At 63.7% G+C, this 26,462-nt stretch carries 26 protein-coding genes; 18 read left to right on the top strand and 8 right to left on the bottom strand.

Features of this window, described 5'->3' with window-relative positions:
* Positions 1-101: 101 nt before the first annotated feature.
* The 5 genes from NKH04_RS30720 to NKH04_RS30700 all read right to left on the bottom strand — a co-directional run bounded on the left by NKH04_RS30720 (position 102) and on the right by NKH04_RS30700 (position 6,116).
* Entirely contained in the window at positions 102-1,214 is a 1,113-nt protein-coding gene (locus tag NKH04_RS30720; RefSeq protein WP_352923519.1) for a nucleotidyltransferase family protein, read from the bottom strand.
* Between the two features lie 270 nt (positions 1,215-1,484).
* Entirely contained in the window at positions 1,485-2,579 is a 1,095-nt protein-coding gene (locus tag NKH04_RS30715) for an alcohol dehydrogenase family protein (protein WP_352501341.1), read from the bottom strand.
* A gap of 9 nt (positions 2,580-2,588) precedes the next feature.
* Complete coding sequence (locus tag NKH04_RS30710; RefSeq protein WP_352923522.1) at positions 2,589-3,968, bottom strand: aspartate aminotransferase family protein; 1,380 nt, start codon at positions 3,966-3,968, stop codon at positions 2,589-2,591.
* 35 nt (positions 3,969-4,003) lie between these two features.
* Positions 4,004-5,497, bottom strand: coding sequence for an NAD-dependent succinate-semialdehyde dehydrogenase (locus tag NKH04_RS30705; protein ID WP_352923525.1), 1,494 nt, complete (start codon positions 5,495-5,497; stop codon positions 4,004-4,006).
* A gap of 127 nt (positions 5,498-5,624) precedes the next feature.
* Positions 5,625-6,116 (bottom strand): Lrp/AsnC family transcriptional regulator, encoded by a 492-nt coding sequence (locus tag NKH04_RS30700; RefSeq protein ID WP_352473224.1) that lies wholly within the window; start codon positions 6,114-6,116, stop codon positions 5,625-5,627.
* Between the two features lie 82 nt (positions 6,117-6,198).
* Between NKH04_RS30700 and ehuR the strand changes: the two genes are divergently transcribed.
* The 10 genes from ehuR (at position 6,199) to doeB (ending at position 15,918) form a co-directional block, all read left to right on the top strand.
* The gene (gene ehuR / locus NKH04_RS30695) at positions 6,199-7,584 is read left to right on the top strand and encodes a MocR-like ectoine utilization transcription factor EhuR (protein WP_352501338.1); all 1,386 of its coding nucleotides are present in this window, start codon (positions 6,199-6,201) and stop codon (positions 7,582-7,584) included.
* Between the two features lie 122 nt (positions 7,585-7,706).
* A complete protein-coding gene (gene ehuA / locus NKH04_RS30690; protein ID WP_352683223.1) occupies positions 7,707-8,492 on the top strand; it encodes an ectoine/hydroxyectoine ABC transporter ATP-binding protein EhuA in 786 nt (261 codons plus the stop codon).
* A 65-nt stretch (positions 8,493-8,557) separates the two neighbouring features.
* On the top strand, positions 8,558-9,409 hold the full coding sequence (ehuB, locus tag NKH04_RS30685; protein WP_352923530.1) for an ectoine/hydroxyectoine ABC transporter substrate-binding protein EhuB: 852 nt from the start codon (positions 8,558-8,560) through the stop codon (positions 9,407-9,409).
* Positions 9,410-9,596: 187 nt separating this feature from the next.
* Positions 9,597-10,256, top strand: a complete 660-nt coding sequence (ehuC, locus tag NKH04_RS30680; protein ID WP_023677201.1) for an ectoine/hydroxyectoine ABC transporter permease subunit EhuC — start codon at positions 9,597-9,599, stop codon at positions 10,254-10,256.
* Between the two features lie 16 nt (positions 10,257-10,272).
* On the top strand, positions 10,273-10,932 hold the full coding sequence (gene ehuD, locus NKH04_RS30675; RefSeq protein WP_352467665.1) for an ectoine/hydroxyectoine ABC transporter permease subunit EhuD: 660 nt from the start codon (positions 10,273-10,275) through the stop codon (positions 10,930-10,932).
* On the top strand, positions 10,929-11,702 hold the full coding sequence (eutA, locus tag NKH04_RS30670) for an ectoine utilization protein EutA (RefSeq protein WP_352923532.1): 774 nt from the start codon (positions 10,929-10,931) through the stop codon (positions 11,700-11,702). Before ehuD ends, eutA begins: the two co-directional genes overlap by 4 nt.
* A 10-nt stretch (positions 11,703-11,712) precedes the next feature.
* A complete protein-coding gene (gene eutB / locus NKH04_RS30665; RefSeq protein WP_352923534.1) occupies positions 11,713-12,705 on the top strand; it encodes a hydroxyectoine utilization dehydratase EutB in 993 nt (330 codons plus the stop codon).
* The gene (locus NKH04_RS30660; protein ID WP_352923537.1) at positions 12,702-13,694 is read left to right on the top strand and encodes a cyclodeaminase; all 993 of its coding nucleotides are present in this window, start codon (positions 12,702-12,704) and stop codon (positions 13,692-13,694) included. The genes eutB and NKH04_RS30660 overlap by 4 nt, the downstream gene beginning before the upstream one ends.
* A gap of 38 nt (positions 13,695-13,732) precedes the next feature.
* Positions 13,733-14,911, top strand: coding sequence for an ectoine hydrolase DoeA (gene doeA / locus NKH04_RS30655; RefSeq protein WP_352923540.1), 1,179 nt, complete (start codon positions 13,733-13,735; stop codon positions 14,909-14,911).
* A gap of 5 nt (positions 14,912-14,916) precedes the next feature.
* Positions 14,917-15,918 (top strand): N(2)-acetyl-L-2,4-diaminobutanoate deacetylase DoeB, encoded by a 1,002-nt coding sequence (gene doeB / locus NKH04_RS30650; protein ID WP_352923543.1) that lies wholly within the window; start codon positions 14,917-14,919, stop codon positions 15,916-15,918.
* 3 nt (positions 15,919-15,921) lie between these two features.
* Here doeB and NKH04_RS30645 read toward each other — a convergent pair whose 3' ends face one another.
* The gene (locus NKH04_RS30645) at positions 15,922-16,581 is read right to left on the bottom strand and encodes a GntR family transcriptional regulator (RefSeq protein WP_352923553.1); all 660 of its coding nucleotides are present in this window, start codon (positions 16,579-16,581) and stop codon (positions 15,922-15,924) included.
* Between the two features lie 322 nt (positions 16,582-16,903).
* Between NKH04_RS30645 and NKH04_RS30640 the strand changes: the two genes are divergently transcribed.
* The 8 genes from NKH04_RS30640 to atzF are packed head-to-tail and all read left to right on the top strand — an operon-like array spanning position 16,904 to position 25,177.
* Entirely contained in the window at positions 16,904-18,031 is a 1,128-nt protein-coding gene (locus tag NKH04_RS30640; protein WP_352467659.1) for a BMP family ABC transporter substrate-binding protein, read from the top strand.
* 20 nt (positions 18,032-18,051) lie between these two features.
* Positions 18,052-19,176, top strand: coding sequence for an ABC transporter permease (locus NKH04_RS30635; protein ID WP_352822810.1), 1,125 nt, complete (start codon positions 18,052-18,054; stop codon positions 19,174-19,176).
* Positions 19,176-20,102, top strand: a complete 927-nt coding sequence (locus tag NKH04_RS30630) for an ABC transporter permease (RefSeq protein WP_352822807.1) — start codon at positions 19,176-19,178, stop codon at positions 20,100-20,102. The genes NKH04_RS30635 and NKH04_RS30630 overlap by 1 nt, the downstream gene beginning before the upstream one ends.
* Before the next feature lie 14 nt (positions 20,103-20,116).
* Positions 20,117-20,818, top strand: coding sequence for a biuret amidohydrolase (gene biuH, locus NKH04_RS30625; protein ID WP_352923549.1), 702 nt, complete (start codon positions 20,117-20,119; stop codon positions 20,816-20,818).
* A 58-nt stretch (positions 20,819-20,876) separates the two neighbouring features.
* The gene (locus tag NKH04_RS30620) at positions 20,877-22,361 is read left to right on the top strand and encodes an ABC transporter ATP-binding protein (RefSeq protein WP_502896441.1); all 1,485 of its coding nucleotides are present in this window, start codon (positions 20,877-20,879) and stop codon (positions 22,359-22,361) included.
* Positions 22,361-23,029 (top strand): cysteine hydrolase family protein, encoded by a 669-nt coding sequence (locus NKH04_RS30615; protein WP_352822799.1) that lies wholly within the window; start codon positions 22,361-22,363, stop codon positions 23,027-23,029. Before NKH04_RS30620 ends, NKH04_RS30615 begins: the two co-directional genes overlap by 1 nt.
* On the top strand, positions 23,022-23,372 hold the full coding sequence (locus tag NKH04_RS30610; RefSeq protein ID WP_352501326.1) for a cupin domain-containing protein: 351 nt from the start codon (positions 23,022-23,024) through the stop codon (positions 23,370-23,372). The genes NKH04_RS30615 and NKH04_RS30610 overlap by 8 nt, the downstream gene beginning before the upstream one ends.
* On the top strand, positions 23,369-25,177 hold the full coding sequence (gene atzF, locus NKH04_RS30605) for an allophanate hydrolase (RefSeq protein WP_352822796.1): 1,809 nt from the start codon (positions 23,369-23,371) through the stop codon (positions 25,175-25,177). Before NKH04_RS30610 ends, atzF begins: the two co-directional genes overlap by 4 nt.
* A gap of 5 nt (positions 25,178-25,182) precedes the next feature.
* Here the strand turns inward: atzF and NKH04_RS30600 are convergent, their stop codons facing one another.
* Positions 25,183-25,740, bottom strand: coding sequence for a cytochrome c (locus NKH04_RS30600; protein ID WP_352473247.1), 558 nt, complete (start codon positions 25,738-25,740; stop codon positions 25,183-25,185).
* A 17-nt stretch (positions 25,741-25,757) separates the two neighbouring features.
* A complete protein-coding gene (locus tag NKH04_RS30595; RefSeq protein WP_352822790.1) occupies positions 25,758-26,300 on the bottom strand; it encodes a phosphatase PAP2 family protein in 543 nt (180 codons plus the stop codon).
* Positions 26,301-26,462 lie beyond the last annotated feature (162 nt).

Here is a 26,462-nt window from a genome sequence, read left to right as displayed (position 1 = left end):
AGGCGAGGAGGTCGCGTCGACCTTAATCAAGACGCTTCGGTGCGAGTGGATCCACGGCTTCATCGCCGACTTCTTCAACACTATCCACCCGTTGCTGCCGTTTAGTCTCCGTGCTTTGTTTTCGCAGATGAGCCGCTGAATCCTTCCAGTTCCTCGCCGATTCCTGAAAGTGCGTTGACGATCGTCGCCTCGACGTCGCCACGCTGTTTCTGGGGAATCAAGCCAAGTCCTTTTTGTATCGCTTCACGCCAATGTTTCCCCCTGTCCCACGCTTCCGAAAACGCGATGGCGAGATCGTCCTGGCGACGGGTAGCTTTCAGTGCCTCGACCAGAAGTGCTGCCTGGTGGACATCCTTTTCCCGCTTGCCCACGCCGTTTGCGTTGTTCTGTCGGCGCGAGGCAACGATCAGCTTGTGAACCGCATATCGTCCGGGCGACGGTACCACGACAGGCACTCCCGATCGATGCAGCAGCACAGTTCTGATTGGTTCGTGGATCAGGAAATCGAGAAACCGAAGAGGCTGCGCGGATGCACCGCCCAAAGGCGGCATCGAGGTTGCATGATCGGCGTAGTCATCGCTGCCCGTGTTCGGTGTAAGGAACTCGACCTTGTATCGGACTGCGTTCTCGAATTGCGTCGCGTGTCCGGGATCTGATCTGTAAGGGATTTCCCTGAAGGTTGGGTCGATCTCCCTCAAGATTTCGAGGATGGGCGGCAGGCTGTCCTCGACCGCGGCCGACACGGAATGGAATAGGGCGAAGTCTGCATCGCCCGTCTGCAACGCTGCACCGGGCAGCTTCACGCCCAGATAGCCCGCGTAGGACTGAAAGGCGACTGTGCCGACCAGGACGCCGCGTAAGCGGAAGATGCCAGCCTTCCCCAGCGCCTCGACGACATCCCCGGTGAACCTTTCGGGTTCTGTCAGCCCTGCCTCGCGCACGAGCGTGGATACCAGCTTCCTGCGGGCGCGGAGGTCGTCCTTGATCTGACGGAAGGATTCAACGCGTTTTGCAATCTCGGGATCGCTGTCAGGCCCGACATACCGTCGCGTCTTCGTCGGCTGCGTTTCCTCGAAATACCAGTATACCTTGCCCTTGACGGGCACCTTGACGAGATTGCCCGTCGTAGGGAAATCCGTTTCGAAGACTGCGTCCAAGGATCGCTGGACGAGTTCCGCATACATCGTGCGGTAAACGAGGTCGACCGTCTTCATGTCAGGCGGCTCCGGTTATAAGAAAAATGCGGTTCTCTTATAGCGGCATGACCTCAAGGGACGCAAGCGGGAGTTATAAGAAATCGCGAAAACCTATAACACCGCAGGAGAGGGTCAGGAATCCTTGTTGCCGGCGTGCAGCCAAATCAGAATGGGTTTTGCTCATTCAGATAAACAAAGCCATCACGAAAACGCTGCTTGGATGTGGCGCTCGACCTCACCGCGTCCGCGAACGGCCCGAGCCTGTCATAGGCGTTTTTGGTCGACGCGCTATTTTGGCGACGCATCCGGCACGACGACCAGCTTGCCAACGAAATCCTTGGCGATGAAATCGGCCTGGGCGCGATGGAAATCGGACAGCTTGTAGACGCCGCCGACCAGCGGCCGGATCTTCTTGTCCTCGATGTAGCGCACGATGCGGCGGAAATCCGCGCGTGTGCCCTGGCTTGAGCCATGCAGTTGCAGCTGTTTCAGGTACATGGTGCGCAGATCGAGCTGCACGACCGGGCCGGCAATCGCGCCGGCCGTGGTATAGCGGCCTTCCGGCCTCAAGATGCGCAGGAGGTCGTTGAAGATCGCGCCGCCGACCAGGTCGGCGACCACATCGATTGGCCGCCCGCCGGTCGCCTCGTTCACGGCTGCCGGCAGGTCGGCCACGCCACGGGTGATCACCGCCTCGGCGCCGATGTCACGCACGGCCTGTTCCTTGCCCTTGCCGGCAACCGCATAGGGAATGGCGCCGCGTGCCCGCGCCAACTGCACGATGCCCGAGCCGACGCCGCCCGAGGCGCCGGTGACCAGCACGCGCTCACCGGCCTTCAATGCTGCGCGTTCCAGCATCTGTTCGCCGGTGAGATAGGCGCAGCAGAAAGTGGCGAGCTCGACATCGCTGAGATCGGTATCGACGACATGGGCATTCTCTGCCGGCACCGCCTGATATTCGGCATAGCCGCCGTCGCGGCCGTGGCCCATATAGTCGATGTCGGCGAGTGAATCGTCGTCGCGATTGTAGATGGAGAAATCGACCATCACCCGCTCGCCGATGCGGGTCGGCGAGACGCCGTCGCCGACGGCAATGATGTTGCCGACCGTGTCGGTGCCCTGGATGCGCGGGAAGCTCAGCGTATTGCCCCGACGACGCCAGGTCGACACAGCGGCGGCATCCTCCTCCGTTCCATAGGCGCCCTGGCGCACCCAGACGTCGGTGTTGTTCATGCCGCAAGCGGTGACCTTGACCAGCACCTCGCCCCGGGCGGGCGAGGGCACTTTCACGTCGGTGCGGTAGACGAGCTTTTCCGGTCCGCCGTGCCCGATCAGTTGCACGGCGGCCATGGTGGCGGGGAGGGTCTTGGTCATGGCATTCATGTCGGCTCTTCAGATATTTGCAAACACGCTCTTCACCGCGTCGGCCGTCCTCGACACGACGATATCGGCCTCTTGCCGCGTCAGGCAGAGCGGCGGCGCGAAACCGAGAATGTCGCCCTGCGGCATGGCCCGGCCGATGACGCCGCTTGCCGCAAGGGTGGTCGCGACCTGCGGCCCGATTTTATGCGAGGCGTCGAAGAATACGCGATCGTTCTTGTCGGCGACGAACTCGATCGCCGCCAGCATGCCGTCGCCGCGCACCTCGCCGACGTTTTTGTGGCCGCCGACGGCTTTCGTCAGCTCGGCGCGGAAATAGGCGCCGGTCTCGCCGGCGTTCCGCACCAGGTCCATCTCGTCGATCAGTTCCAGGTTGGCGACGCCGGCGGCGACGCAGATCGGATGCGCCGAATAGGTCCAGCCATGACCGAGCGAGCCGAGCTTGTCTGAACCCTGCACCAGCACCTGCCAGACCTTGTCTGACACGATGACGCCCGACAGCGGCGCATAGGCCGAGGTCAGGCCCTTGGCGATCGTGATCAGGTCGGGCTTGATGCCGTAGTGGTCGGAGCCGAACATGGTGCCCAGCCGGCCGAAGCCGGTGACGACCTCGTCGGCAACCAGAAGCACGTCGTATTTCTTCAGCACCGCCTGGATCTTCTCCCAGTAGCCGGCCGGCGGCGGCACGATGCCGCCGGTGCCGAGGATAGGCTCACCGATGAACGCGGCGACCGTCTCCGGCCCTTCGGCGAGAATCATCTCCTCGAGCTTGTCGGCACAGTATTGCGAAAACTGCTCCTCGCTCAGCGAGCGGTCGGCACGGCGGAAGTAGTAGGGCGCCTCGGTGTGCAGGACCGGCGCACGCGGCAGGTCGAAGGCGTTGTGGAACAGGTCGAGGCCGGTCAGCGATCCGGTCATGATGCCGGAGCCGTGATAACCGCGCCAGCGCGAGATGATTTTCTTCTTCTCCGGCCGGCCGAGCACGTTGTTGTAGTACCAGATCAGCTTGATGTTGGTTTCGTTGGCGTCGGAACCGGAGAGCCCGAAATAGACCCTCGACATGCCCTGCGGCGCGCGGTCGATGATCATCTTGGAAAGCGTGATCGATGCCTCGGTGCCGTGCCCGACATAGGCGTGATAATAGGCGAGGTTCTTGGCCTGTGCGGCGATGGCGTCGGCGATCTTCTGACGGCCATAGCCGACATTGACGCAGTAGAGGCCGGCGAAAGCATCGATGCTCTTGCGACCGTTATTGTCCCAGATGGTGACGCCTTCGCCGCCGGCGATGATGCGGGTCGGCGATTCACCCCGTGCATGCGTGCCCATATGGGTCGAGGGATGGAAGAAGTGATCGCGGTCCCAGGCGGCGAGTTCGTTTGACTGGTCGAGCATCTTTTTACTCCTGAGGAAAAGTGTCGGGCGCGGTTCTAGGCCACGTCCAGGCAGAGATATTTGAGATCGGTAAAGGCTTCGAGCCCGTGACGCGAGCCCTCCCGGCCGATGCCGGACTGCTTGACGCCGCCGAACGGGATCGGCGCGCCGGTGATCCTGACGCGATTGATGGCGACCATGCCATAGTCGAGCGCGCGGCCCATGCGCAATTGCCGGCCGCCGTTTTCAGTGACGACATAGGCGACCAGGCCGTACTCGGTGGCATTGGCGCGGGCGGCGACTTCCTCTTCGCTGTCGAAGGGCGTCACGGCCGCAACCGGACCGAAGGTCTCCTCGCGCATGATCAGGGCGTCGTCGTCAACATCGGCCAGCAGCGTCGGCTGGTAGAACAGCGGCCCGGCAGGATGGCGCTTGCCGCCGGTCAGGCAACGCGCGCCTTTGGCGAGCGCATCGGCCACCTGCTCCTCGACCTTCTTGACGCCGCGTTCGTGCATCAAGGGTCCGATTTCGGTGTCCTCAGCGAGGCCATTGCCGGTCCGCAATGCCTCGACGCGTTTGGCGAAAGCAGCGCAGAACCGATCGTAGAGCGGACGCTGGACATAGATGCGGTTGGCGGCGAGGCAGTCCTGGCCGGAGGTGGCAAATTTGGCGTCGACGGCTATTCTCACCGCCTTGTCGAGATCGGCGTCGGCAAAGACGATCAGCGGCGCATGCCCGCCAAGTTCCATCACCAGACGCTTCATCGTCGGCGCACTTTGCGCGGCAATCAGCCTGCCGATCTCGGTCGAGCCGGTGAAGCTCATGGCGCGAACGCGCGGGTCTTCGCACATCCGCCCGACGATGGTCGAAGCCCTGCCGGTGAGGACGTTGAACACGCCAGCCGGCAGGCCGGCACGTTCGCCAAGCTCGGCCAGCGCCAGTGCCGACAGCGGCGTTTCCGAGGAAGGATGCGCGACGATGGTGCAGCCGGCGGCAAGGGCGGCAGCCGCCTTGCGGGTCAGCATGGCCGCTGGAAAATTCCACGGCGTGACGACGCCGACGACACCGAGCGGTTCGCGTCGCACCACCATCTCGGCATTTGGCAAATGGCTGGTGACGCTTTCGGCGTTGAGACGTTTGGCCTCCTCGGCATACCACTCGACAAAAGAGGCTGCGTAGTCGATCTCGCCGCGCGATTCCTTCAGCGGCTTGCCTTGTTCGAGCGTCATCAGCAGGGCCAGGTCATTTTTGGCGGCGACGATCAGATCGAACCATTTTCGCAAGATTTTCGACCGTTCCTGCGGCAGCAATGCGCGCCAGGCAGGAAAGGCGCGCGATGCCGCATCGATCGCCAATGTCGTCTGCCGGGCATCGAGCGCGGCAACGAAAGCGACGGTGGATCCGGTGGCCGGATCGGTCACCTCGAAACTCTCCGCGGTCTCGCTCGCCGTCCAGTGGCCAGCGACATAGGCGAGTTCGCGCAGCAGCCGTCGGTCGGCGAGGCGGTCAAGTGCTTCATGGCGCTGCGAGCGGGCAAAATGTGCGGACATCGTCGGGCTCCCGGTTCGGGTGATGCCGCAAGACTATCTCTGCCGCGCAAACAGAGAGGCTGTTTGCGTGCCTGCACGTAGAGAGATTGTCTCTATTGCACCGAGCGCGCAGACGATCTCTCCGGTATCAGGAAGATGCCGGCAACAGGTCCGCCACCGGCAGCACACTCTCCTCCTTCACCGTCTTGGTGACGATATATGTGAAATAGCGGTCGATGCCGATCTCGCGTTCGAGCAGAGTGTCGACCAGCCGCTGATAGGCGTCGATGTCGCGCGCCATCACCTTCAGCAGGTAATCGACGCCGCCGCCGACAGACCAGCAGGCGACGATCTCGGGAATGTCGCGGATGACGCGCTCGAAACGGTCGAAATCGGCCTGGCGGTGGCTGGCAAGCGTCACCTCCATCAGCACGGTAGCGACCGGCGAGATGGCGCGCATGGCGATCCTGGCATGGTAGCCCGAGACGATGCCGGCCTTTTCCAGCTTGCGCAGCCGCATCCAGCACGGCGTCGGCGACAGGCCGACTTTCTCGGCCAGCGCCAGCTTGGTGATGCGCCCGTCGCGCTGGATGGCGTCGAGTATTTTCAGATCGATCGGATCGAGTTTCGCTGCAGCCATGATCGCCCACTTCCGGTGCCGGACACCATGACGGCGCATTATTTCGATTGTCAATTGCACTGATTTCGATCTCTAATAAGTCATGACATTTTGGCGACCAGATCCCGCTCTTATCCGGCGGCCGGCCTATCAATCGCTCGCCGACCAGTTCGCGCGCGCCATTCATGACGGGCGCCTGGCCAATGGCGCGCGCTTGCCGACGCACCGGCAACTGGCCGACGATCTGCAACTTTCCGTGCAGACGGTCAGCCGCGCCTACGAGGAATTGATCCGCCGCGGGCTGGTTTCCGGCGAGGTCGGCCGCGGCAGCTTCGTGCAGACGCAGCGCCGCGAGCCGGAGCCGCCCTATCTGCCGGAGCGGCTGGGCGAGCTCATCGACCTCTCCATCCTGAAGCCGGTCTGCGAACCGATGCATCTGGAGCGGCTGAGGCAGGCACTGGGCTGGCTCGCCGAAAACCTGCCGTCGAGCTCGGCGCTGTCGTTCAGGCCGAACATGGTGTTCCCACGCCACCGTGCGGTGGGTGTCGAGTGGCTGCGGCTCTGCGGCCTCGACGCGTCGCCGCAGAACATCAGCCTGACCAACGGCGCCACCGCCGGTATGACGGTAGCGCTGATGAGCGTAGCGCCGCCCGGTTCGACCGTCGCCACCGAGGCGATCGGTCACCACACGCTGATCCCGCTGGCGCGTTATCTCGGCTTCAACCTCGAGGGTTTGCCGATCGACGACAATGGGCTGATCCCGGAAGCGCTGGACGAGGCCTGTCGGCTGTCGGACATCCGCGCCGTGTTCGTGCAGCCCTCGGTGATCAACCCGACGGCAACGCTGATGGATGCCGCCCGGCGCGAGCAGATCGCTGCGGTGGCGCGCAGGCACGACATCGCCATTATCGAAAACGACGTGCTCGGCCCGCTGGTCGAGGACCGTCCGCCGCCGGTCGCGGCGTTTGCCCCCGAGCGCACGCTCTACGTCACCTCCTTTACCAAGATCGTGGTGCCGGGCCTGCGCATCGGCTATCTCGCGGCGCCCGATCGTTACGTCGCCGCGGTCGCCAATCGCCATCTCGTCTCGAACTGGATGGCGACGCCGTTGGTGGCCGAGATCGCCACCAAATGGGTGACCGACGGCACCGCGATGGAACTCGTGCGATGGCAGCGCCTGGCTTTGCGGCGGCGTCTGGACATAGCCGCCGAGGTGCTTGCCGGAGTGGATTATCGGGCTCATCGCGACGGGCTGCATGTCTGGCTGCGGCTGCCCGAGGATCGCGGCGAGGAAAGCTTTGTGTCCCAGGCGCGCCTGCAGGGCGTGGCGATTGCGCCCGGTACGTCGTTTCGCATTTCGCAGATGCCTTGGCATCCCGCTGTCCGGATTTCGCTGGGCTCGACCACGGAGGGGGAACTGCGTGCCGGTCTCGGCGTTGTCACCAAGCTTCTGCTCGGCGATCCCGAGCATCTCCTGCTTGCCATCTAGGCAACAAATGGCGGGGAATTGTGCGGAGTTCGGAATATTGTCATGATATTATTTTCTTGATTGACATGATTTGCCGCGATCCGCATCGTTAAAGGCATAGCTTCTCCAGCACGGGAAATTCATTGTCGGCGCCCATCATCAAGATCGACGGCATTTCGAAAAGCTTCGGCACCTTCAAGGTGCTGGACGGCCTCTCGATGCAAGTCATGCCCGGCGAGAAGCTGGCACTGATCGGCCCGTCGGGTTCGGGCAAGACGACGATCCTGCGCATCCTGATGACGCTAGAGCGTATCGACAGCGGCCACATCCAAGTCGACGGCGAACAGCTGTACCACATGGAGCGCAACGGCCGGCTACTGACGGCCGATGAACGGCATTTGGCAAAGATGCGCCAGAAGATCGGCATGGTCTTCCAACTGTTCAATCTGTTTCCGCACAAATGCGTCATCGACAATGTGACGCTGGCACCAATGCTGACCAAAGGCGTGCCGCGGGCCGCCGCCGAAAAGCGGGCGATGGAACTGCTCGACATGGTCGGCATGGTCGAGAAGGCCAAAGCGATGCCGGCGCAGCTTTCAGGCGGCCAGAAGCAGCGCGTCGCGATTGCGCGGGCGCTGGCGCTGTCGCCGAAAATCATGCTGTTCGACGAGGTCACCTCGGCGCTCGACCCTGAGCTCGTCGACGAGGTGCTCAACGTCATGCGCAAGCTCGCCGCCGAGACCGACATGACCATGCTGCTGGTCACCCACGAGATGGGTTTCGCCCATGACTTCGCCGACCGGGTGCTGTTCTTCGATCGCGGCAGAATAGTCGAGGAGGGCAAGCCCGACGAGATTTTCCGCCATCCCAAACAGGAGCGCACGCAAGGTTTCCTGAAGAAGATCATTGCGGCCGGACATCGGGTCTGACTGCCATGCGAGGCGGCAACGCCTCAAGCAAGCCAAGAAGACAGACAAACAAGGAGTTGGGAACAATGAAGAAATTTGCCATTTTGGCCGGCGTCGCCGGTATTGCGCTGACGGCGGTGCTGGCCGCCTCGACGGCCGGCTCGGCCGACGACAGCAAGCTCGAAGAGCTTAAGGCGCAAGGCTTTGCCCGCGTCGCCATCGCCAACGAGCCGCCCTATACGGCGGTCGCTGCCGACGGCAAGGTTTCGGGTGCGGCGCCTGACGTTGCCCGTGAAATCTTCAAACGCCTTGGCGTCAACGATATCGTCGCCTCGATCTCGGAATATGGCGCCATGATCCCCGGCTTGCAGGCCGGCCGTTTCGACGTCGTCACCGCCGGATTGTTCATGAAGCCGGAACGTTGTGCTGCGGTCGCCTATTCGGAACCGGTGCTGTGCGACGCCGAGGCGATGCTGGTGAAGAAGGGCAACCCGAAGGGCTTCAAGAGCTACGAGGACGTCGCGAAGGACGCGAGCGCCACGATCGGCGCGCCGGGTGGCGGCACTGAAGAGAAGCTGGCGCTCACCGCAGGTGTGCCGCGCGAGCGCGTCATCGTCGTGCCGGACGGCCAGAGCGGCCTGAAAATGCTGCAGGACGGCCGCATCGATGCTTATTCGCTGCCCGTGCTGTCGATCAACGACCTGGTCAAGAAAGCCAATGATCCGAACCTCGAAGTCATCGCGCCGGTGATCGGTGCGCCGGTCTATTGCGACGGCGCGGCCTTCAAGAAGGGCGACGAAGCGCTGCGCGACGCCTATGATGTCGAGCTGGCGAAACTGAAGAAGTCCGGCGAGTTCGCCAAGATCATCGAGCCTTACGGCTTCTCGGCGGCGGCGGCAATGTCGACGAGCCGCGACAAGCTCTGCTCGGCGAAGTAGGTGCGTTCTTCCTTCTCCCCTTTCACGGGGAGAAGGTGGCCCGAAGGGCCGGATGAGGGGCGGCGCCATACTCCGGTTGGTTCGCGCTGCCCCCCATCTGCCTGCCGGTATCTTCTCCCCGTGAACCGGGAGAAGGACGCTGGAAGCAACGTGTCGCTAGACATTCAACGCGGAAACTTTCGACCCAATGACCCAATGGTCCGGCTATTTCGGCCTGATATTGCAAGGAGCGCTTGTCACCATCGAGCTGACGCTGATGGGGTCGGTGCTGGCCTTGGTCATGGCCTTTCTTGCCGGGCTGGGGCGGCTGTCGCGGTTTTTCGTGCTACGCGCGCTGGCCACCGCCTATATCGAGTTCTTCCGCGGCACCTCGATTTTCGTGCAGCTGTTCTGGGCTTATTTCGTGCTGCCTTTTGCCGGCATTTCGTTGACGCCGCTGCAGGCCGGGGTGCTGGCGCTGGGCCTCAATGTCGGCGCCTATGCGGCGGAAGTGGTGCGTGGCGCCATCAAGTCTATCGGCCGCGAACAATATGAGGCCTGCACCGCCCTCAATCTCGGCCGCTGGCAAGCCATGCACCATATCATCTTGCCGCAGGCGCTTCTGGTGATGCTGCCAACCTTCGGCAACAACGCCATTGAATTGCTCAAGGCCACCGCCGTCGTTTCGCTGATCTCGCTCGCCGACCTGACCTTCCAGGCGCAGGTGGTGCGCTCGCAGACCGGCAATACTCTGGTGCCGTTCAGCACCATCCTCGTCATCTATTTCGTCCTGGCGCTGCTCATCTCATGGGGCGTGCGGTCGCTGGAACGCCGCATGGCTCGTGGCCTCGACGGGGTGCGCGTATGATGGACCGGGCCTGATAATGGAATGGGATTGGGATTTTGTCCGGCAGATCCTGCCGACGCTGATCGAGGGGGTGAAGATCACCATCCTGGCGACGCTGCTTGGCTCGGTGCTGGCGGCCATCGTTGGGTTGGGCATCGCGTTGGCGCGCCGGTCGCCGAACAGGGCTCTGTCGCGCACCGTCGGTTTCCTTGCCGAGTTCATCCGTGGCACACCGCTGTTGGTGCAGCTCTATTTCATCTTCTACGTGCTGCCGGATTTCGGCGTCCTGTTGCCGCCGCTGGTCGCGGGCGTTATCGGTCTCGGGCTGCATTACGGCACTTACACGGCCGAGGTCTACCGCGCCGGCATCGATAATGTTCCGCGCGGCCAGTGGGAAGCGGCCAAGGCCTGCAATCTGAACGCCACCCAGACCTGGACGCACATCATCATTCCGCAGGCGATCCCGCCGATGATCCCGGCGCTTGCCAATTATTTCATCGCCATGTTCAAAGAGACGCCGCTGCTGTCGGCGATCACCGTGCTCGAACTGATGAACCAGGCCAAGAGCGTCGCCAATACCTATTATCGGTATATCGAACCGATCACGTTGGTCGGCGCCTTCTTCCTCGCCATCAGCCTGTTCTCGGTGGTGCTGCTGCGCTGGCTGGAACACCGTTATGGGCGGATCGAAAGATGAGCGCTGCACCCGAAATCCGCCTGCATTCGGCCCGGCCGCCGCTCGACGCGCGTCCGCTGGAAAAGCGGGTCGGCCTGATCATCCTTGCCACCGACCATACGAGCGAACCGGATTTTCACCGCATGGTGGCAAGCGACCGCATCGGGGTCTATGTCGCACGCATCCCCTACGCCAACCCGACGACGCCGGACAATTTGCGCAAGATGCAGCCGTCACTGACGGCGGCCGCGGCCCTGATCCTGCCCGACGAGCCGCTCGATGCGATCTGCTATTCCTGCACCTCAGCTTCCGTCGTGATCCGCGATGCCGAAATCGAGGCGGCGGTGCAGGCCGCGAAACCCGGTGCGCCGGTGGTTACGCCGCCGATGGCCGGGGTGCGCGGCCTGAAGGCGCTGGGCGCCAGGACGATCAGCATTCTTACCCCTTATACGGTCGAGACCAGCCGGCCGATGGCGACCTATTTCACCGTGCATGGTTTCGAAATCGTCAGCTTCACTTGCCTCGGCTTCGAGGATGATCGCGAGATGGCGCGGATTGCGCCGAAATCCTTGGTCGATCTGGCTCGCGAGGCGACGGCCGAACACTCGGACGCGCTGTTTGTCTCCTGCACGGCACTGCGGTCCGCGGCGGCAGTTGTCGGTATGGAAGAAGCCATCGGCCGTCCTGTCGTCACCAGCAACCAGGCGACGGCCTGGAATTGCCTGCGGCTTTGCGACGACGACGAGCCGCGCCCTGAATTCGGCCGTCTGATGACGCTGCCGCTGAACTGATTGATGAGCCATGACCACGTCCAGGATAAGCCTGTCCGAAATCCACGCCGCGCGCGAGCGCATCGCAGGCAAGGTCGAGCGTACGCCGACCGTTCCTTCCCGGAGTCTTTCCCAGCACTTGGACGCTCCTGTTTATCTCAAGCTCGAACACCGGCAGACCACCGGCGCCTTCAAGCTGCGTGGTGCCTCGAACGCAATCGCCTCGCTGACAGAAGAGGAGAGGGCGCGTGGCGTCGTCGCTGCCTCGACCGGCAATCACGGCCGGGCGCTGGCTTATGCCGCTCGACTGCAAGGTATCCACGCGACGATCTGCATGTCGCGGCTGGTGCCGCAGAACAAGCTCGACGAGATCCGCCGGCTCGGCGCCGAGATCCGCATCGTCGGCAACAGCCAGGACGATGCGCAGCGGGAGGTCGAACGGCTGGTCGCGGAAGAGGGGCTGATCATGCTGCCGCCTTTCGACCATCCCTCCATTGTCGCCGGGCAAGGCACGCTCGGGCTGGAGATCATCGAACAGGTTCCGGACGCCGCCTTGGTGCTGGTGCCGCTTTCCGGCGGTGGGCTGGCGGCTGGCGTTGCCGCTGCCGTGAAGGGCGTCAGCCCGGCGACGAAGGTGATGGGCGTTTCAATGGCGCGCGGTGCGGCGATGAAGGCGAGCCTCGACGCCGGACATCCGGTTTTGGTCGAGGAACTGCCGACGCTGGCCGATTCCCTCGGCGGCGGCATAGGCCTCGACAACCGGCTGACCTTTTCCATGTGCCGCGACCTGCTCGACGATGTGATCCTGCTCAGCGAGGACGAGATCGCCACCGGCATCCGCCATGCCTATGAACAGGAGCGCGAGATCGTCGAAGGCGCCGGCGCCGTCGGCATCGCAGCCGTGCTTGCCGGCAAGGTCAGGGCGAGCGGCCCGACGGTGCTCGTGCTGTCCGGCCGCAACATCGATATGACACTGCACCGCAAGATCATCTGCGGCGAAGCAATTGCGGAGAGCGCAGCATGAGCCGGATGACGATCCTCACCGAAGCTGAATTGCGCAAGATCGTGAAGCTCGATCTCGATGCCATCGCCTGCGTCGAGAATGCGTTCCGGGCGCTCGCCACCTTGCCGGTGGCGATGCCGCCGATCCTTCGGCTCGACATTCCGGAGCATCGCGGCGAGGTCGACGTCAAGACCGCCTATGTACCGGGTGTCGACGGTTTTGCGATCAAGATCAGCCCCGGCTTTTTCGATAATCCCAAGCTCGGCCTGCCCAGCGTCAACGGCATGATGGTGCTGCTGTCGGCGAAAACCGGATTGGTCGAGGCGCTGCTGCTCGACAATGGCTATCTCACCGACATCCGCACGGCCGCCGCCGGTGCGGTCGCCGCCAAACATCTGTCGCGGGCGGGTTCCTCCGTTGCCGCGATCTTCGGCGCCGGTGTTCAGGCCGGACTGCAGCTCGAGGCGCTGATGCTGGTGCGGCCAATCACGGAAGCCCGCATCTGGGCAAGGGATGCCGCCAAGGCCGAAGCCGCGGCCGACGCATTGTCCGAAAAACTGGGCATCGCCGTTCACGCCGAGCCCGACGCGGCAAAGGCTGCGGCCGATGCCGACATCATCGTCACCACGACGCCGTCGACCGAGCCGCTGATCAAGGCCGGCTTCGTCTCCGCCGGCCAGCATATCACTGCCATGGGCTCGGATGCCGAGCACAAGAACGAGATCGCGCCGGCGATCCTGCGCATGGCCGATCTCTACGTCGCCGATAGCGCCAAACAGACGCGCCGGCTGGGCGAACTGCACCATGCTATCGCGGCGGGCGTGATGGCGTCCGATGCCGAAATCACCGAGCTTGGCCACATCATCGCCGGCGAAAGGCATGGCCGGCGCTCGGACAGCGACATCACCATTGCCGACCTGACCGGCACTGGCGTGCAGGACACGGCGATCGCTACGCTCGCCCGCGACCGTGCGCGTGCAGCCAAGACCGGTACGATTTTCGAAAGCTGATGCTGGCCGCAAGGCCCAACAAACGAGGACCAAGAACAATGCAGCCCAATTTGAAATTCTCGCGCGGCGAATATGCGGAGCGCCTCGCCAAGACGCGGAAAGCCATGCAGGTCAAGGGCGTCGATCTATTGATCGTCAGCGACCCGTCCAACATGGCCTGGCTGACCGGCTATGACGGCTGGTCGTTCTACGTGCACCAGGCTGTCATCGTGCCGCCGTCGGGCGAGCCGGTGTGGTACGGGCGCGGCCAGGACGCCAACGGCGCCAAGCGCACCGCCTATCTCGCGCACGACAACATCATCGGCTATGCCGACCACTATGTGCAGTCGACCGAGCGCCATCCGATGGATTTTCTCTCGCAGGTGCTCGCCGATCGCGGCTGGGGCAAGCTCAGCATCGGTGTCGAGATGGACAATTATTGGTTCTCCGCCGCAGCCTTCGCGTCTCTGCAGAGACATCTGCCCAATGCCCGCTTCGTCGACGCCACGGCACTCGTCAACTGGCAGCGCGCAGTGAAGAGCCCGACCGAAATCGACTACATGCGCAAAGCCGCCCGCATCGTCGAGGCAATGCACGAGCGCATTGTCGACAAGATCGAGGTCGGCATGCGCAAATGCGACCTGGTCGCCGAGATCTATGATGCCGGCACGCGCGGCGTCGATGGCATTGGCGGCGACTATCCGGCGATCGTGCCGCTGCTGCCGTCGGGCGCCGACGCATCGGCGCCGCATCTGACCTGGGACGACAGGCCGATGAAGTCGGGCGAGGGCACTTTTTTCGAAATTGCCGGCTGCTACAACCGCTACCATTGTCCGCTTTCCCGGACTGTGTTCCTTGGTAAACCGACGCAGGAATTCCTCGATGCCGAAAAGGCGACGCTGGAAGGCATGGAGGCGGGACTTGCGGCCGCCAACCCCGGCAACACATGCGAGGACATCGCCAACGCCTTCTTCGCGGTGCTGAAGCGGTACGGCATCGTCAAGGACAACCGCACCGGGTACCCGATCGGGCTTTCCTATCCGCCTGACTGGGGCGAGCGCACGATGAGCCTGCGTCCAGGCGACCGCACCGAGTTGAAGCCCGGTATGACCTTCCATTTCATGACCGGCTTGTGGCTTGAGACGATGGGGCTGGAAATCACCGAATCCATCCTGATCACCGAGACGGGCGTCGAGTGCCTGGCGAATGTGCCGCGCAAACTGGTCGTGAAGAATTGAGCCCGATGTCCAGCCTTCGCCCGTCACCGATCACGCCGACCGTCGATTTCGAGCGCGACGGCGTGCAGCACGGTTTCCTGCGCCTGCCTTACAGCCGCGACGATTCGGCCTGGGGATCGGTGATGATCCCGATCTGCGTCATCCGCAACGGCAAGGGGCCGAGCGCATTGCTCACCGGCGGCAATCATGGCGACGAGTACGAGGGGCCGCTGGCGCTCTATGACCTCGCCCGTACGCTCGACCCGAAGCAAGTCAGCGGCACGATCATCATCGTGCCGGCGATGAACTATCCGGCGTTCCGCGCCGGCACGCGCACCTCGCCGATCGACAAGGGCAATCTCAACCGCAGCTTTCCCGGCCGGCCCGACGGGACGGTGACCGAGAAGATCGCCGATTATTTCCAGCGCGAGCTTCTGCCCCGTACAGACATCGCGCTCGACTTCCACTCCGGCGGCAAGACGCTCGACTTCGTGCCGTTCTGCGCCGCCCACATCCGGCCCGACAAGGTGCTGGAAGCGAAGGGTTTCGCTGCGGTTGAAGCCTTCTCCGCACCATGGTCGATGAAAATGCTGGAGATCGACGCGGTCGGCATGTTCGACACTGCCGCCGAAGAGATGGGCAAGCTGTTCATCACCACCGAGCTTGGCGGCGGCGGGACTTCGCGCGCGGAAACGGTGCGGATCGCACGTTGCGGCGTGCTCAATGTGCTGCGCCATGCCGGCATCGTCGCCGGCGCGGTCGAGATGCAGCCAACCCGCTGGCTCGACATGCCGTCCGGCGATTGCTTCTCGTTCGCCGAGGACGACGGGATGATCGAAACCATGATCGATCTCGGCGAGGCGGTGGCAGAGAACCAGGTGCTGGCACGTATCCATTCCATAGGCCGCACCGGCGGCGCTCCGCAGGAGATCCGGGCCAAAATGTCCGGTCTGTTGGCGGCGCGGCATTTTCCGGGGCTGGTCAAGGCCGGCGACTGCGCTGCCGTGGTCGCCGTGCTGGTCGATTGACGGTTAGGAAGCCGATGTCGGGAACGGCTCGGTCCTGCCTTTGGGACGATCGCCGATGGCAAAGACGGCGCTCGCCTCGCTGACGATCGAGACATGATCCTTGGCGGCTGTTCCGGCCGCCGCACTGTCGCCGCGCATGATTGCGGTGACGACGGCGTCATGCTCCTGCCACGACTGGGCCAGCCGGCCGGGCAGCATGAATTGCGCGCGGCGGAACGGCGCCAGGCGGCCGCGGGTCATGACTGTCAGTTCATAAATGTGCTTGCTGTGGGCGCCGCGATAGAGCCGGGTGTGGAACTCGGTGTTGAAAAGCTCATACTCTTCTTCGGCACCGAGCTGCACGAAGCGCGCCGAGGCCTGGTGCTCGGCCTCCAGCGTGCGGCGCTCGCCAGCGGTCATGCGCTCGGCCGAGAACCTCGCGCAGATCGCTTCAAGCTCGGCCATGCTTTCGAACATCGAGGCGAGGTGCTCCTGCGTCACCACGGCGACGGTGGCGCCGCGGTTCGGCCGCCTTTCGACCAGCCCCATGGCGCTGAGCCGGCTGAGCGCTTCCCTGATCGGCGTGCGTGAGACGTCGAAGCGGGCCGCGAGCGAGGCCTCATCGAGCTTTTCGCCCGGGCGCAGGAAACCGGTGATGATCCGGTCGCTGATCGCCCTCACCATCTGATCGACGGTCGTGCCCGACCTGATCAAATTGCGCTTTCCCGACACGTCTCCTCCGTCCAGTCTTTTCGCTAGAGCCGTAAGCCACTCACCGGCTTCGATTCCTCCGCATCTCTGTATGCCTATGTTTTAGCCTTCATGTCAAATTGGCGATTTTGAAGGCAAAAAGTGTATGCAATTGCTCCGGCTTTGTGCAGTCCACATCGGCACACTCATTGATATTGCTGAATAAATCCTATTTCTGAAACTGGCATGCTGATTGCATACACTTCTTTCATTGAGGTGTTAACCGGCCCCAAAGGCCCCACAGAGGGAGCATTCAATGTCCGAGAGATTCATGCTTAGCCGCCGCGACCTGCTCAAGACCTCCGCCGCCGGAGCGGCGCTCGGCCTTGCGTCCGCATCGTTTCCGATCAGCAGGGCCTTCGCCGCGACGGCCACCGTCGGCTTCATCTATGTCGGGCCAAAGGACGATTACGGCTACAACCAGGCGCATGCCGAAGGCGCCGCCACGCTGAAGGGGATCGAAGGAATTTCCGTCGTCGAGGAGGAGAACGTGCCGGAGACGGTCGACGTCCAGAAGACGATGGAATCGATGATCAATCTCGACGGTGCGTCGCTGATCTTCCCGACCTCGTTCGGCTATTTCGATCCGCACATGCTCGCCATGTGCGCGAAATTCCCCGACGTGCAGTTCCGCCATTGCGGTGGCATGTGGAACAAGGACAAGCATCCGATGAATGCCGGTTCCTATTTCGGCTATATCGGCATGGGCCAGTATCTGAACGGCGTCGTCGCCGGTCACACCAGCAAAACCAAGAAACTCGGCTTCGTCGCGGCAAAGCCGATCCCGCAGGTGTTGCTCAACATCAATTCCTTCCTGCTCGGCGCGCGCTCGGTCGACCCGACCATCACCTGCCAGGTGATCTTCACCGGCGAGTGGTCGCTGGCGGTCAAGGAGGCCGAGGCCACCAATGCGCTGGTCGACCAGGGCGCCGACGTCATCACCTGCCATGTCGACAGCCCCAAGGTGGTGGTCGAGACGGCGGCCGGCCGTGGCGCCTTCGTCTGCGGCTATCATGCCAACCAGAGCCCGCTGGCGCCGGAAAAATACCTGACCGGCGCGGAATGGAACTGGGCCAAGGTCTACAAGATGTTCGTCGACGATCTGGTGGCGGGCACGCCGCTGCCCAATTTCACACGCGGTGGCTTGGCCGACGGCTTCGTCAAGATGAGCCCGCTCGGCCCCGCCGTCGGCGACGCCGCCCGCAAACAGTTCGACGGCACGCTGGCCGAAATGATGAAAGGCGGCTTTTCCGTCATCAAGGGTCCGCTGAAGAGCAACAAGGGCGTCGTCGTCGCGACCGAAGGCCAGGCCTTCGCCGAGACCGCGCTCGAACTCGAAAGCATGGACTACCTGGTCGAGGGCGTCGTCGGTTCGACCGCCTGAACCGGATCGGAGACGGGGCCATGGCAGACACGATCAGCACTGCGGGCGCACCGGCGCTGTTTGGCGCCAGGAATTATCCGGCGGCGCTCGAATGGGCGGCGCGGCGGGCGGAAGCCTTCGTCATACCGCTCGCGGCACTGATCGTCGGCATGGCGCTGTTCAGCGTGTTCATCGCGCTGGTCGGCAAATCGCCGGTGCAACTCTACGAGACGATGTGGCGCGGCGGCTTCGGCTCGTGGTTCTCGATCCAGAACTCGCTGTCACGGGCAGCACCGCTTTTGCTGGCAGCGCTCTGCGTGGCGCTGCCGGCCCGGCTCGGCCTCGTCGTCATCGGCGGCGAAGGCGCGATCGTGCTGGGCGGCGTTGCCGCCGCCGCCATCGGCGTCGCGGCGAATGGCGCGCCGGCTTTTCTGGTCATCCTGCTGATGGGCGTGGCGGGCGCGGTCGCCGGCGGCATCTGGATCGGTGCCGTCGGCGCACTCCGCCACTACCGCGCCGTCAACGAAACCATCTCCAGTCTGCTGATGGCCTATATCGCCATCGCGCTGATGAACCATCTGGTCGAAGGGCCTCTGCGCGATCCGACTTCGCTCAACAAACCCTCGACCGAGCCGCTGGCGGATGCCTACCGCATCGGCAACATTCCAGGCATGGACGTGCACTGGGGCCTGGTCGTCGGCATTCTCGCCTGCGTCTTGTCCTGGCTGTTGATCGAAAAGACGCGCTGGGGGTTTGCCGCCCGCATCGCCGGCGGCAATGTCAGGGCAGCTCAGGTGCAAGGGCTTGCCGTCGGGCCGCTGATCGTCGGCTTCACCGGGCTCGCCGGCGGCTTCGCCGGGCTGGCCGGCATGCTGGAGGTCGGCGCCGTTCAAGGCAGCGCCAACGCCTCGCTCGCCGCCGGCTATGGCTATACCGGCATCCTCGTCGCCTTCCTCGCCCGCCACAATCCGCTCGCCATCATCCCGGTCGCTTTCCTGCTCGGCGGTATCGGCGCTTCTGGCGGGCTGATCCAGCGCCGCATGGACCTGCCCGACGCGACCGTGCTGGTGCTGCAAGGCATGCTCTTCGTCGTCATCCTGTTCAGCGAAACCTTTTACGGCCGCTTCAAGGTCTTCAATCCCGATCTGTGGAAGAGGGGCTCCTGATGGACGCGACCGAGATCGGCCTGTGGGGCGTGCCGCTCGCCATTCTCGGCGGCGCCATCCGCGTTTCGACGCCCTTCATCTTCGTCTCGCTCGGCGAAGCCATCACCGAGCGCTCCGGCCGCATCAATCTTGGCCTCGAAGGCACGCTGGTCTTCGGTGCGATGACCGCCTATGCGGTCGCAGTGATGACCGGCTCGCCATGGCTCGGTCTGCTGGCTGCCGCAGGTGCCGGTCTTTGCTTCGGCCTGTTCCATGGCTGGATCTGCAAATTCCGCGGGGTGAACGACATCGCCATCGGCATCGCGCTGATGCTGTTCGGCTCCGGTCTCGCCTTCTTCTTCGGCAAGCCGTTTATCCAGCCCTCGGCACCAGACCTGCCGGCCATCGCCTTCGGTGGCTGGTCGGATCTCCCGCAGGTGCAGGCGGCGCTCAACGTCAACATCCTGTTCCTGATTGGTGCCGCACTTGCCGTGTTCCTATGGTGGGCGTTCCGCAACACCCGCGCCGGCCTGATCGTGCGCGTCGTCGGCGACAGCTCCGATGCGGCGCGCGCCATGGGCCTCAATCCCAACACCGTGCGCCTGCTTGCGACAGGTGTCGGCGGTGCGCTTGCTGGCATCGGCGGCGCCTATCTGTCGCTCTATTATCCCGGCAGCTGGACCGAACGCATCTCGTCGGGGCAGGGCCTGATGGCGGTGGCGCTGGTCATCTTCGCCCGCTGGAATCCGCTCGGCTGCTTTGCCGCGGCACTGTTGTTCGGCGGTGCGGGCGCGCTGGGCCCGGCGTTGCAATCGGTCGGGGTCACGCAGGGCTACTACCTCTTCTACGCCGCGCCTTACATCCTCACGCTCATCATCATGATCGCCACCTCGTCGCCGAGCCGCTCGCTTGCCGGCGCGCCGGGCGAATTGTCGATCACCAAATGACTGGAGTTTTTCCGATGAACGCCAGAGCCGAGATCACCCAGCGCTACATCGACGCCGACCCTTATCCATGGCCTTATAATGGCGAGCTCCGGCCGGACAATACGGCACTGATCATCATCGACATGCAGACCGATTTCTGCGGGCCGGGCGGCTATGTCGATCATATGGGCTACGATCTTTCGCTGGTGCGGGCACCGATCGAGCCGATCAAGTCGGTGCTCGCAGCCATGCGGGCCAAGAGCTACACCATAATCCACACGCGCGAGGGCCACCGGCCCGATCTCGCCGACCTGCCGGCCAACAAGCGCTGGCGTTCGCGCCGCATCAATGCCGGCATCGGCGACCCCGGACCTTGCGGGCGCATCCTGGTGCGCGGCGAACCCGGCTGGGACATCATCCCCGACCTCTATCCGGCGGCGGGCGAACCGATCATCGACAAGCCGGGCAAGGGCTCGTTCTGCGCCACCGACCTCGAGCTGATCCTGCGCCAGCGCGGCATCGACAACATCGTGCTGACCGGCATCACCACCGACGTCTGCGTCCACACGACGATGCGCGAGGCCAACGATCGCGGCTTCGAATGCGTGATGCTGGAGGATTGCTGCGGGGCAACCGACTACGGCAATCATCTCGCCGCGATCAAGATGATCAAGATGCAGGGCGGGGTGTTCGGCGCGGTGTCGAATTCGGCATCCTTCGTCGCGCAACTGCCGTGAGGAGGCGATCTTGAGCGGAAGCACTGGGAAGAAGGCCGTCGGCGTCGAGACCATCGGCATGACCATGCGCTTCGGCGCTTTCACCGCGCTGGACGATGTCTCGATCAAGGTGCCGGCGGGATCGTTCCACGCGCTGCTCGGCGAAAACGGCGCCGGCAAGTCGACGCTGGTCAAATGCATGATGGGTTTTTACCATCCGACCGCCGGCGACATGCTGGTCGATGGCCGCGAGGTCGCGATCGCCAGTCCCAAGGACGCGTCGGCGCTCGGGCTCGGCATGGTTTATCAGCATTTCACGCTCGTTCCGTCGCTGACCGGCGCGGAGAACCTGGTCATTTCGCGCGAGAAGGTGCCGGGCGTCATCGACTGGCGCAAGGAGCGCGCCGCACTTGCGCAATTCATGCAGCGTATGCCGTTCAAGCTGCCGCTCGACGTCAAGGTGGCGGAACTTGCCGCCGGCGAGAAGCAGAAGCTCGAAATCATCAAGCAGCTCTATCTCGGCCGCAGTTTCCTGGTGCTCGACGAGCCGACTTCGGTGCTCACTCCCGGCGAGGCACACGAAGTGCTTGGCCTGGTGCGCGACATGACCAGGACCGGCGACCTCACCGTGCTGATGATCTCGCATAAATTCCACGAGGTGACGGCCTTTGCCGACGATATCACCGTGCTGCGCAAGGGCAGGCTGACCGGAACCGGAAAGGTCTCCGAACTTTCCCACAAGCAGATGGCGGCGATGATGATCGGCGACCAACCGATCGCCGCACTCGACAGCCGCGCCCCGGTGCCGGCCGGCGCCAGACAGGTGCTGACGGTAAAGTCGCTGAAGGCGCCCGACCGCACCGGCTTGAAAACCATCGACATCGGCGAACTCGATGTGAAGTCGGGTGAGATCGTCGGCATTGCCGGCATCTCCGGTAACGGCCAGAAGGAGTTTCTCGAAGTCCTTGCCGGACAGCGGGCGCGCAATGGCGGCGACGTTCTGGTGAAAGGCTCGCCCTATGGCGCCAGCCGCAGCGAGGCGCGCACGCTCAATGTCCGCTTCATTCCGGAGGAGCCGTTGCGCAATGCCTGCGCACCGAAGATGACGGTGGCGGAAAACATGGCCTTCCGGACCTTCGACCTCAACGAGGCCGGCAAGCCGGTCAACTGGATCAGGATGAGTGCGATCAGTGACTACGCGGCCCGCCTGATCGAACAGTTCAAGGTCAAGACGGCATCGCTCGCTTCGCCGATTTCGTCGCTCTCGGGCGGCAATGTGCAGCGCGCGGTGCTGGCGCGGGAACTGACCGGCGAGGTCGATTTGCTCATCGTGTCGAACCCCTGCTTCGGCCTCGACTTCTCTGCCGTCGCCGAAATCCGCGCCCGCATCATGAAGGCGCGCAACGCCGGTGCCGCCGTGCTCCTTATGTCGGAGGACCTTGATGAGCTGCTCGAGCTCTCGGACCGCATCTTCGTCATGTCGGACGGCGCGCTGGTCTACGAGACGCCGATCGCGCAGGCGAGCGTGCAGACGATCGGCGAGCACATGGCGGGACATCACTGATGGCTGGGATCGAGGCACTGCCGTTTCCGTTTGTGTTCAAGCCTGAGGCGATGGCGCTGGTCGTCATCGACATGCAGCGCGACTTTGCCGAACCCGGCGGCTTCGGCGCCAGCCTCGGTAATGACGTCAGCCGGGTCACGGCCATCGTGCCGACGGTGAAGAGGCTGATCGCGGGGTTTCGCGCCGCTGGCCTGCCGGTGATCCACACGATGGAGTGCCACAAGGCAGACCTTTCGGATCTGCCGCCGGCCAAGCGCAATCGCGGCAATCCGTCGATCAGGATCGGCGATGTCGGGCCAATGGGTCGTGTGCTGATCGTCGGGGAGCCGGGAACGGCGATCCTCGATGAACTTGCCCCACTGCCTGGCGAGATCGTCATCGAAAAACCCGGCAAGGGCGCGTTCTATGCCACCAGCTTCGGCGACGACCTCAAGCGGCTCGGCGCACAGCAGCTAGTCTTTGCCGGGGTGACGACGGAGGTCTGTGTGCAGACGACGATGCGCGAGGCCAACGACCGCGGCTATGAATGCCTTCTGGCGGAGGATGCCACTGAGAGCTATTTTCCGGAGTTCAAGGCGGCAGCCCTTGCCATGATCAGGGCGCAGGGCGCCATCGTCGGCTGGACGGCAACGACGGACCAGGTGCTCGAGGGACTTTCCAATGCCTAACGTCGCATACGCGGCTCTCATCCAAGGGGGCTGGCGTGATCTGCCATTCGAGCATTTTCGCGAAGGCATCACAGTGCATTGGCTGCTCAAGGGTGGGCCGATGGAACCGTCGGTCGCCATCCTGAACTACCGGGCTGGCGCCAGCGTGCCGCGTCATCGCCATGCCGGGCTGGAGACGATCATCGTGCTGGAAGGCACGCAGAGCGACGAGAACGGCGATCATGCCGCGGGCAGCGTGATCCTGAACCCGGTCGGAACCGAGCATTCGGTGTGGACCAAGGATGGCTGCGTCGTACTCATCCAGTGGAACCTGCCGGTAGTCATTCTGGGCGAGGCCAAATGAGCGACATCCGCTTCGACATAGCGAGCCTGCACGTTGCCTATCAGGCCGGCGTCAGCATTGGCGAGGTGATCGATATGGTCCATGCGCGGCTCGCGGCGGCCGATGACCCCGGCATCTTCATCCATCTGGCGAGCAGGGCGGAGTTGCTTGCCGAGGCGGAAAAGCTCGGCCCGTTCGATCCCGCGGCAAAGCCGCTGTGGGGCGTGCCGTTCGCGGTCAAAGACAACATCGATGTTGCCGGCATGCCGACCACGGCGGGTTGTGCGGAATATGCCTACTTGCCGGCGAAAGACGCCACCGTCGTCGCGCGGCTCAAGGCCGCCGGCGCGCTGGTTGTCGGCAAGACCAATCTCGACCAGTTCGCCACCGGCCTGGTCGGCGTTCGCACGCCCTATCCAATCCCGAGGAATGCGATCGACCCGAAACTGGTGCCGGGCGGTTCCTCGTGCGGCTCGGCCGTGGCGACGGCGCGCGGCATCGTCTCCTTCGCGCTCGGCACCGATACCGCCGGTTCGGGGCGCATACCCGCCGGCCTCAACAACATCGTCGGGCTGAAGCCGAGCGTCGGCGCGCTATCAGCCGCCGGCGTCGTGCCGGCCTGCCGGACGCTCGACTGCGTCTCGGTCTTCGCGCTCACCGTCGATGACGCCTATCACGTGTTCGAGGCGGCGGCGGCAAAGGACGACGCCGATCCCTATTCGCGTGACCTCTGCATTCAGGCTCTTGCCGCGCGCCCGCCGGTGCTGACTGTCGGCGTGCCGGCCAGGGCGGACTGGACCTTCTTCGGCGACGAGGCGATGCAGGCGGGTTTCGAGGCCGCTCTTGCCTCGCTGGAGACGCTGGGCTGCCGGCTGGTCGAAATCCCGTTCGGTGATTTCTACGCCACCGCCACTCTGCTCTACGAAGGCGCCTGGGTGGCCGAGCGTTACGCCGCGATCAGGGACTTCATGGATGCCAACGAGGCCGCCATGCATCCGGTGACGCGGCAGATCATCGGCGGTGCGCGAAAACTTTCCGCTGCGGACGCTTTCAAGGGGCTCTATGCCCTGCAAGGCTATAAGGCCAGGCTTGCGCCGGTCATCGCCTCGGTCGACGTTTTCTGCGTGCCGACCGCGCCGACGCACTACACAGTCGAAGCGGTGCTGGCCGATCCCATCGTCACCAACAGCCGGCTCGGCACCTACACCAACTTCGTCAATCTGCTCGACATGTGCGGCATTGCCGTGCCGAGCGGAACCCGCAGCGACGGTCTGCCGATGAGCGTCACCTTGCTTGCCGCGGCGGGCAAGGACCACCTGACTGCGTCGCTTGCGCGCGATGTCCATGCGGCAAGCGGCCTTGCGCTTGGTGCTATCGGCTGGCCGCAGCCGCAGCGCGGCGATGTTCTGGCGGGCGTGGATGAAGGCACGATCGAGCTGGCCGTGGTCGGCGCGCATCTGTCGGGGATGGCGCTGAACGGCCAGCTGCAGCAGCTCGGCGCGATTTTCGCCCGGGCTGCAAGAACGGCGCCGCTCTACCGGCTTTACGCGCTCGCCGGCCAGTCGGTGCCGCGACCGGGGCTCGAACGGATCTGCAACGGCAAGGGGACAGCGATCGAGGTCGAAGTCTGGCGGCTCTCGCCGCAAGCCTTCGGCCGTTTTGTTGCCGCGATCCCGCCGCCGCTCGGCATCGGGACGCTTGTGCTTGACGACGGAACTTCGCCGAAGGGCTTTCTCGTCGAAAGTGCCGGTCTCACCGATGCAAAGGAGATTTCGCATTTCGGCGGCTGGCGCAATTTCATGGCGGGTCAGCTGCAGCGAAGCTGACGCTATCACTCGACCTTTTGCCTAAACTTCGAATGGCAGCTCGAGCAATCCTGCAAGATGAGATGCAGGAGGTGCTCCGCCGGCAATTTAGTGGGATCGGCTTCCGCGAGTGATGGTCGCTTGCCAAGCAGGCTGCCACCGCCCATCGCCAGGCCGGAACCCATTCTCATGTCGTCGGTGATGCGCGGCGGCGCCCGCTCGGCGTCGGAGGCCAAGGCGCTGGCCAGCGTCCCGATGTGGCGAGCCAGCTCTTCGAACTCCGCGCGGGCGGGGTCGATATCCGGCCTGGCGCCTGAAGGCGCGCCCAATGTCGCGCTGGGGAATTCGGCAATCAGGGCAGGGCCGGTGCGGGCGCGGATGGTCTCGGCCGCCGCCTTGAAGGCCGCGGCGTCGTACGCCTGCTTGCCGTCGAACATCCCGGCTATCGTCTTTGCGGCCTGGGCCATTTCCTTCATCGAGGCCTGGCGAGCCTGGATGACCGCATCACGACCCGAATGGGCGGCGGCGAGCACGACAGAGACGCAGGCAAGCGACAGGACCGCTATGATAGCTGCTCGTCTCATCGTTGGCACATAAGGAGCTAGAGAATTCTTGTGACCAGACTGTCCAGTCGGGAGTTCTCGCGATAGGCAAATCGGACCACAACGGCACCTAAGACGCCAGTGATGGCACCGCCTATCACGTCGGTGAGATAGTGGGTGCCGATATAAATTCTCGACCAGCAGATCAGCAATGCCATGATGGAGAGGGCCAGCATCCGGCGCGGCAGACCTTGCGTTGCAAGAGCCGCAACAACCGCAAAGCTGGCTGTCGCGTGGTCGGAGGGAAACGACCAGTCGGCGCTGGGCGCAATCAGCAGATGCGTCACGCCGGCATCGTAGGGCCGCAGCCGGTGGACGAATAGCAAAATGAACTGATTGATCGCCAGACCGAGCAGGAACGCCAAGCCGGCGGACAAGGCAGCATGGCGCACATGGTAGCGGTCGGCCTTTGCCCACCATTGCAGGGCAACAGCCAGCACCATCAGCGGAACGCCGATTTGTGAGACGGCGATCATTGCCTTATCAAGAAAAGGGCTGATCCCGGCTGCCGCGTTGATCCAGTGGGTTAGAGCTGCATCCATCGTTTCTCGTTTCCGCTGTTGTCGATCGCAAGGTGAATTTTGTGAAAGCAGTAGACGAACGCCGCATCCATCAGATTTTCGAGCTCAGCATCTGGCTTAAAGGGGCGCATGCCCTGATCGAATGCGTGGGCGGGATCCTGCTTTATGTCGTCACCACCGACG

It is taken from the genome of Mesorhizobium sp. M1365, assembly GCF_040317865.1.
Classification (GTDB): Bacteria; Pseudomonadota; Alphaproteobacteria; order Rhizobiales; family Rhizobiaceae; genus Mesorhizobium.
This window is presented reverse-complemented; position numbering and strand designations above follow the sequence as displayed.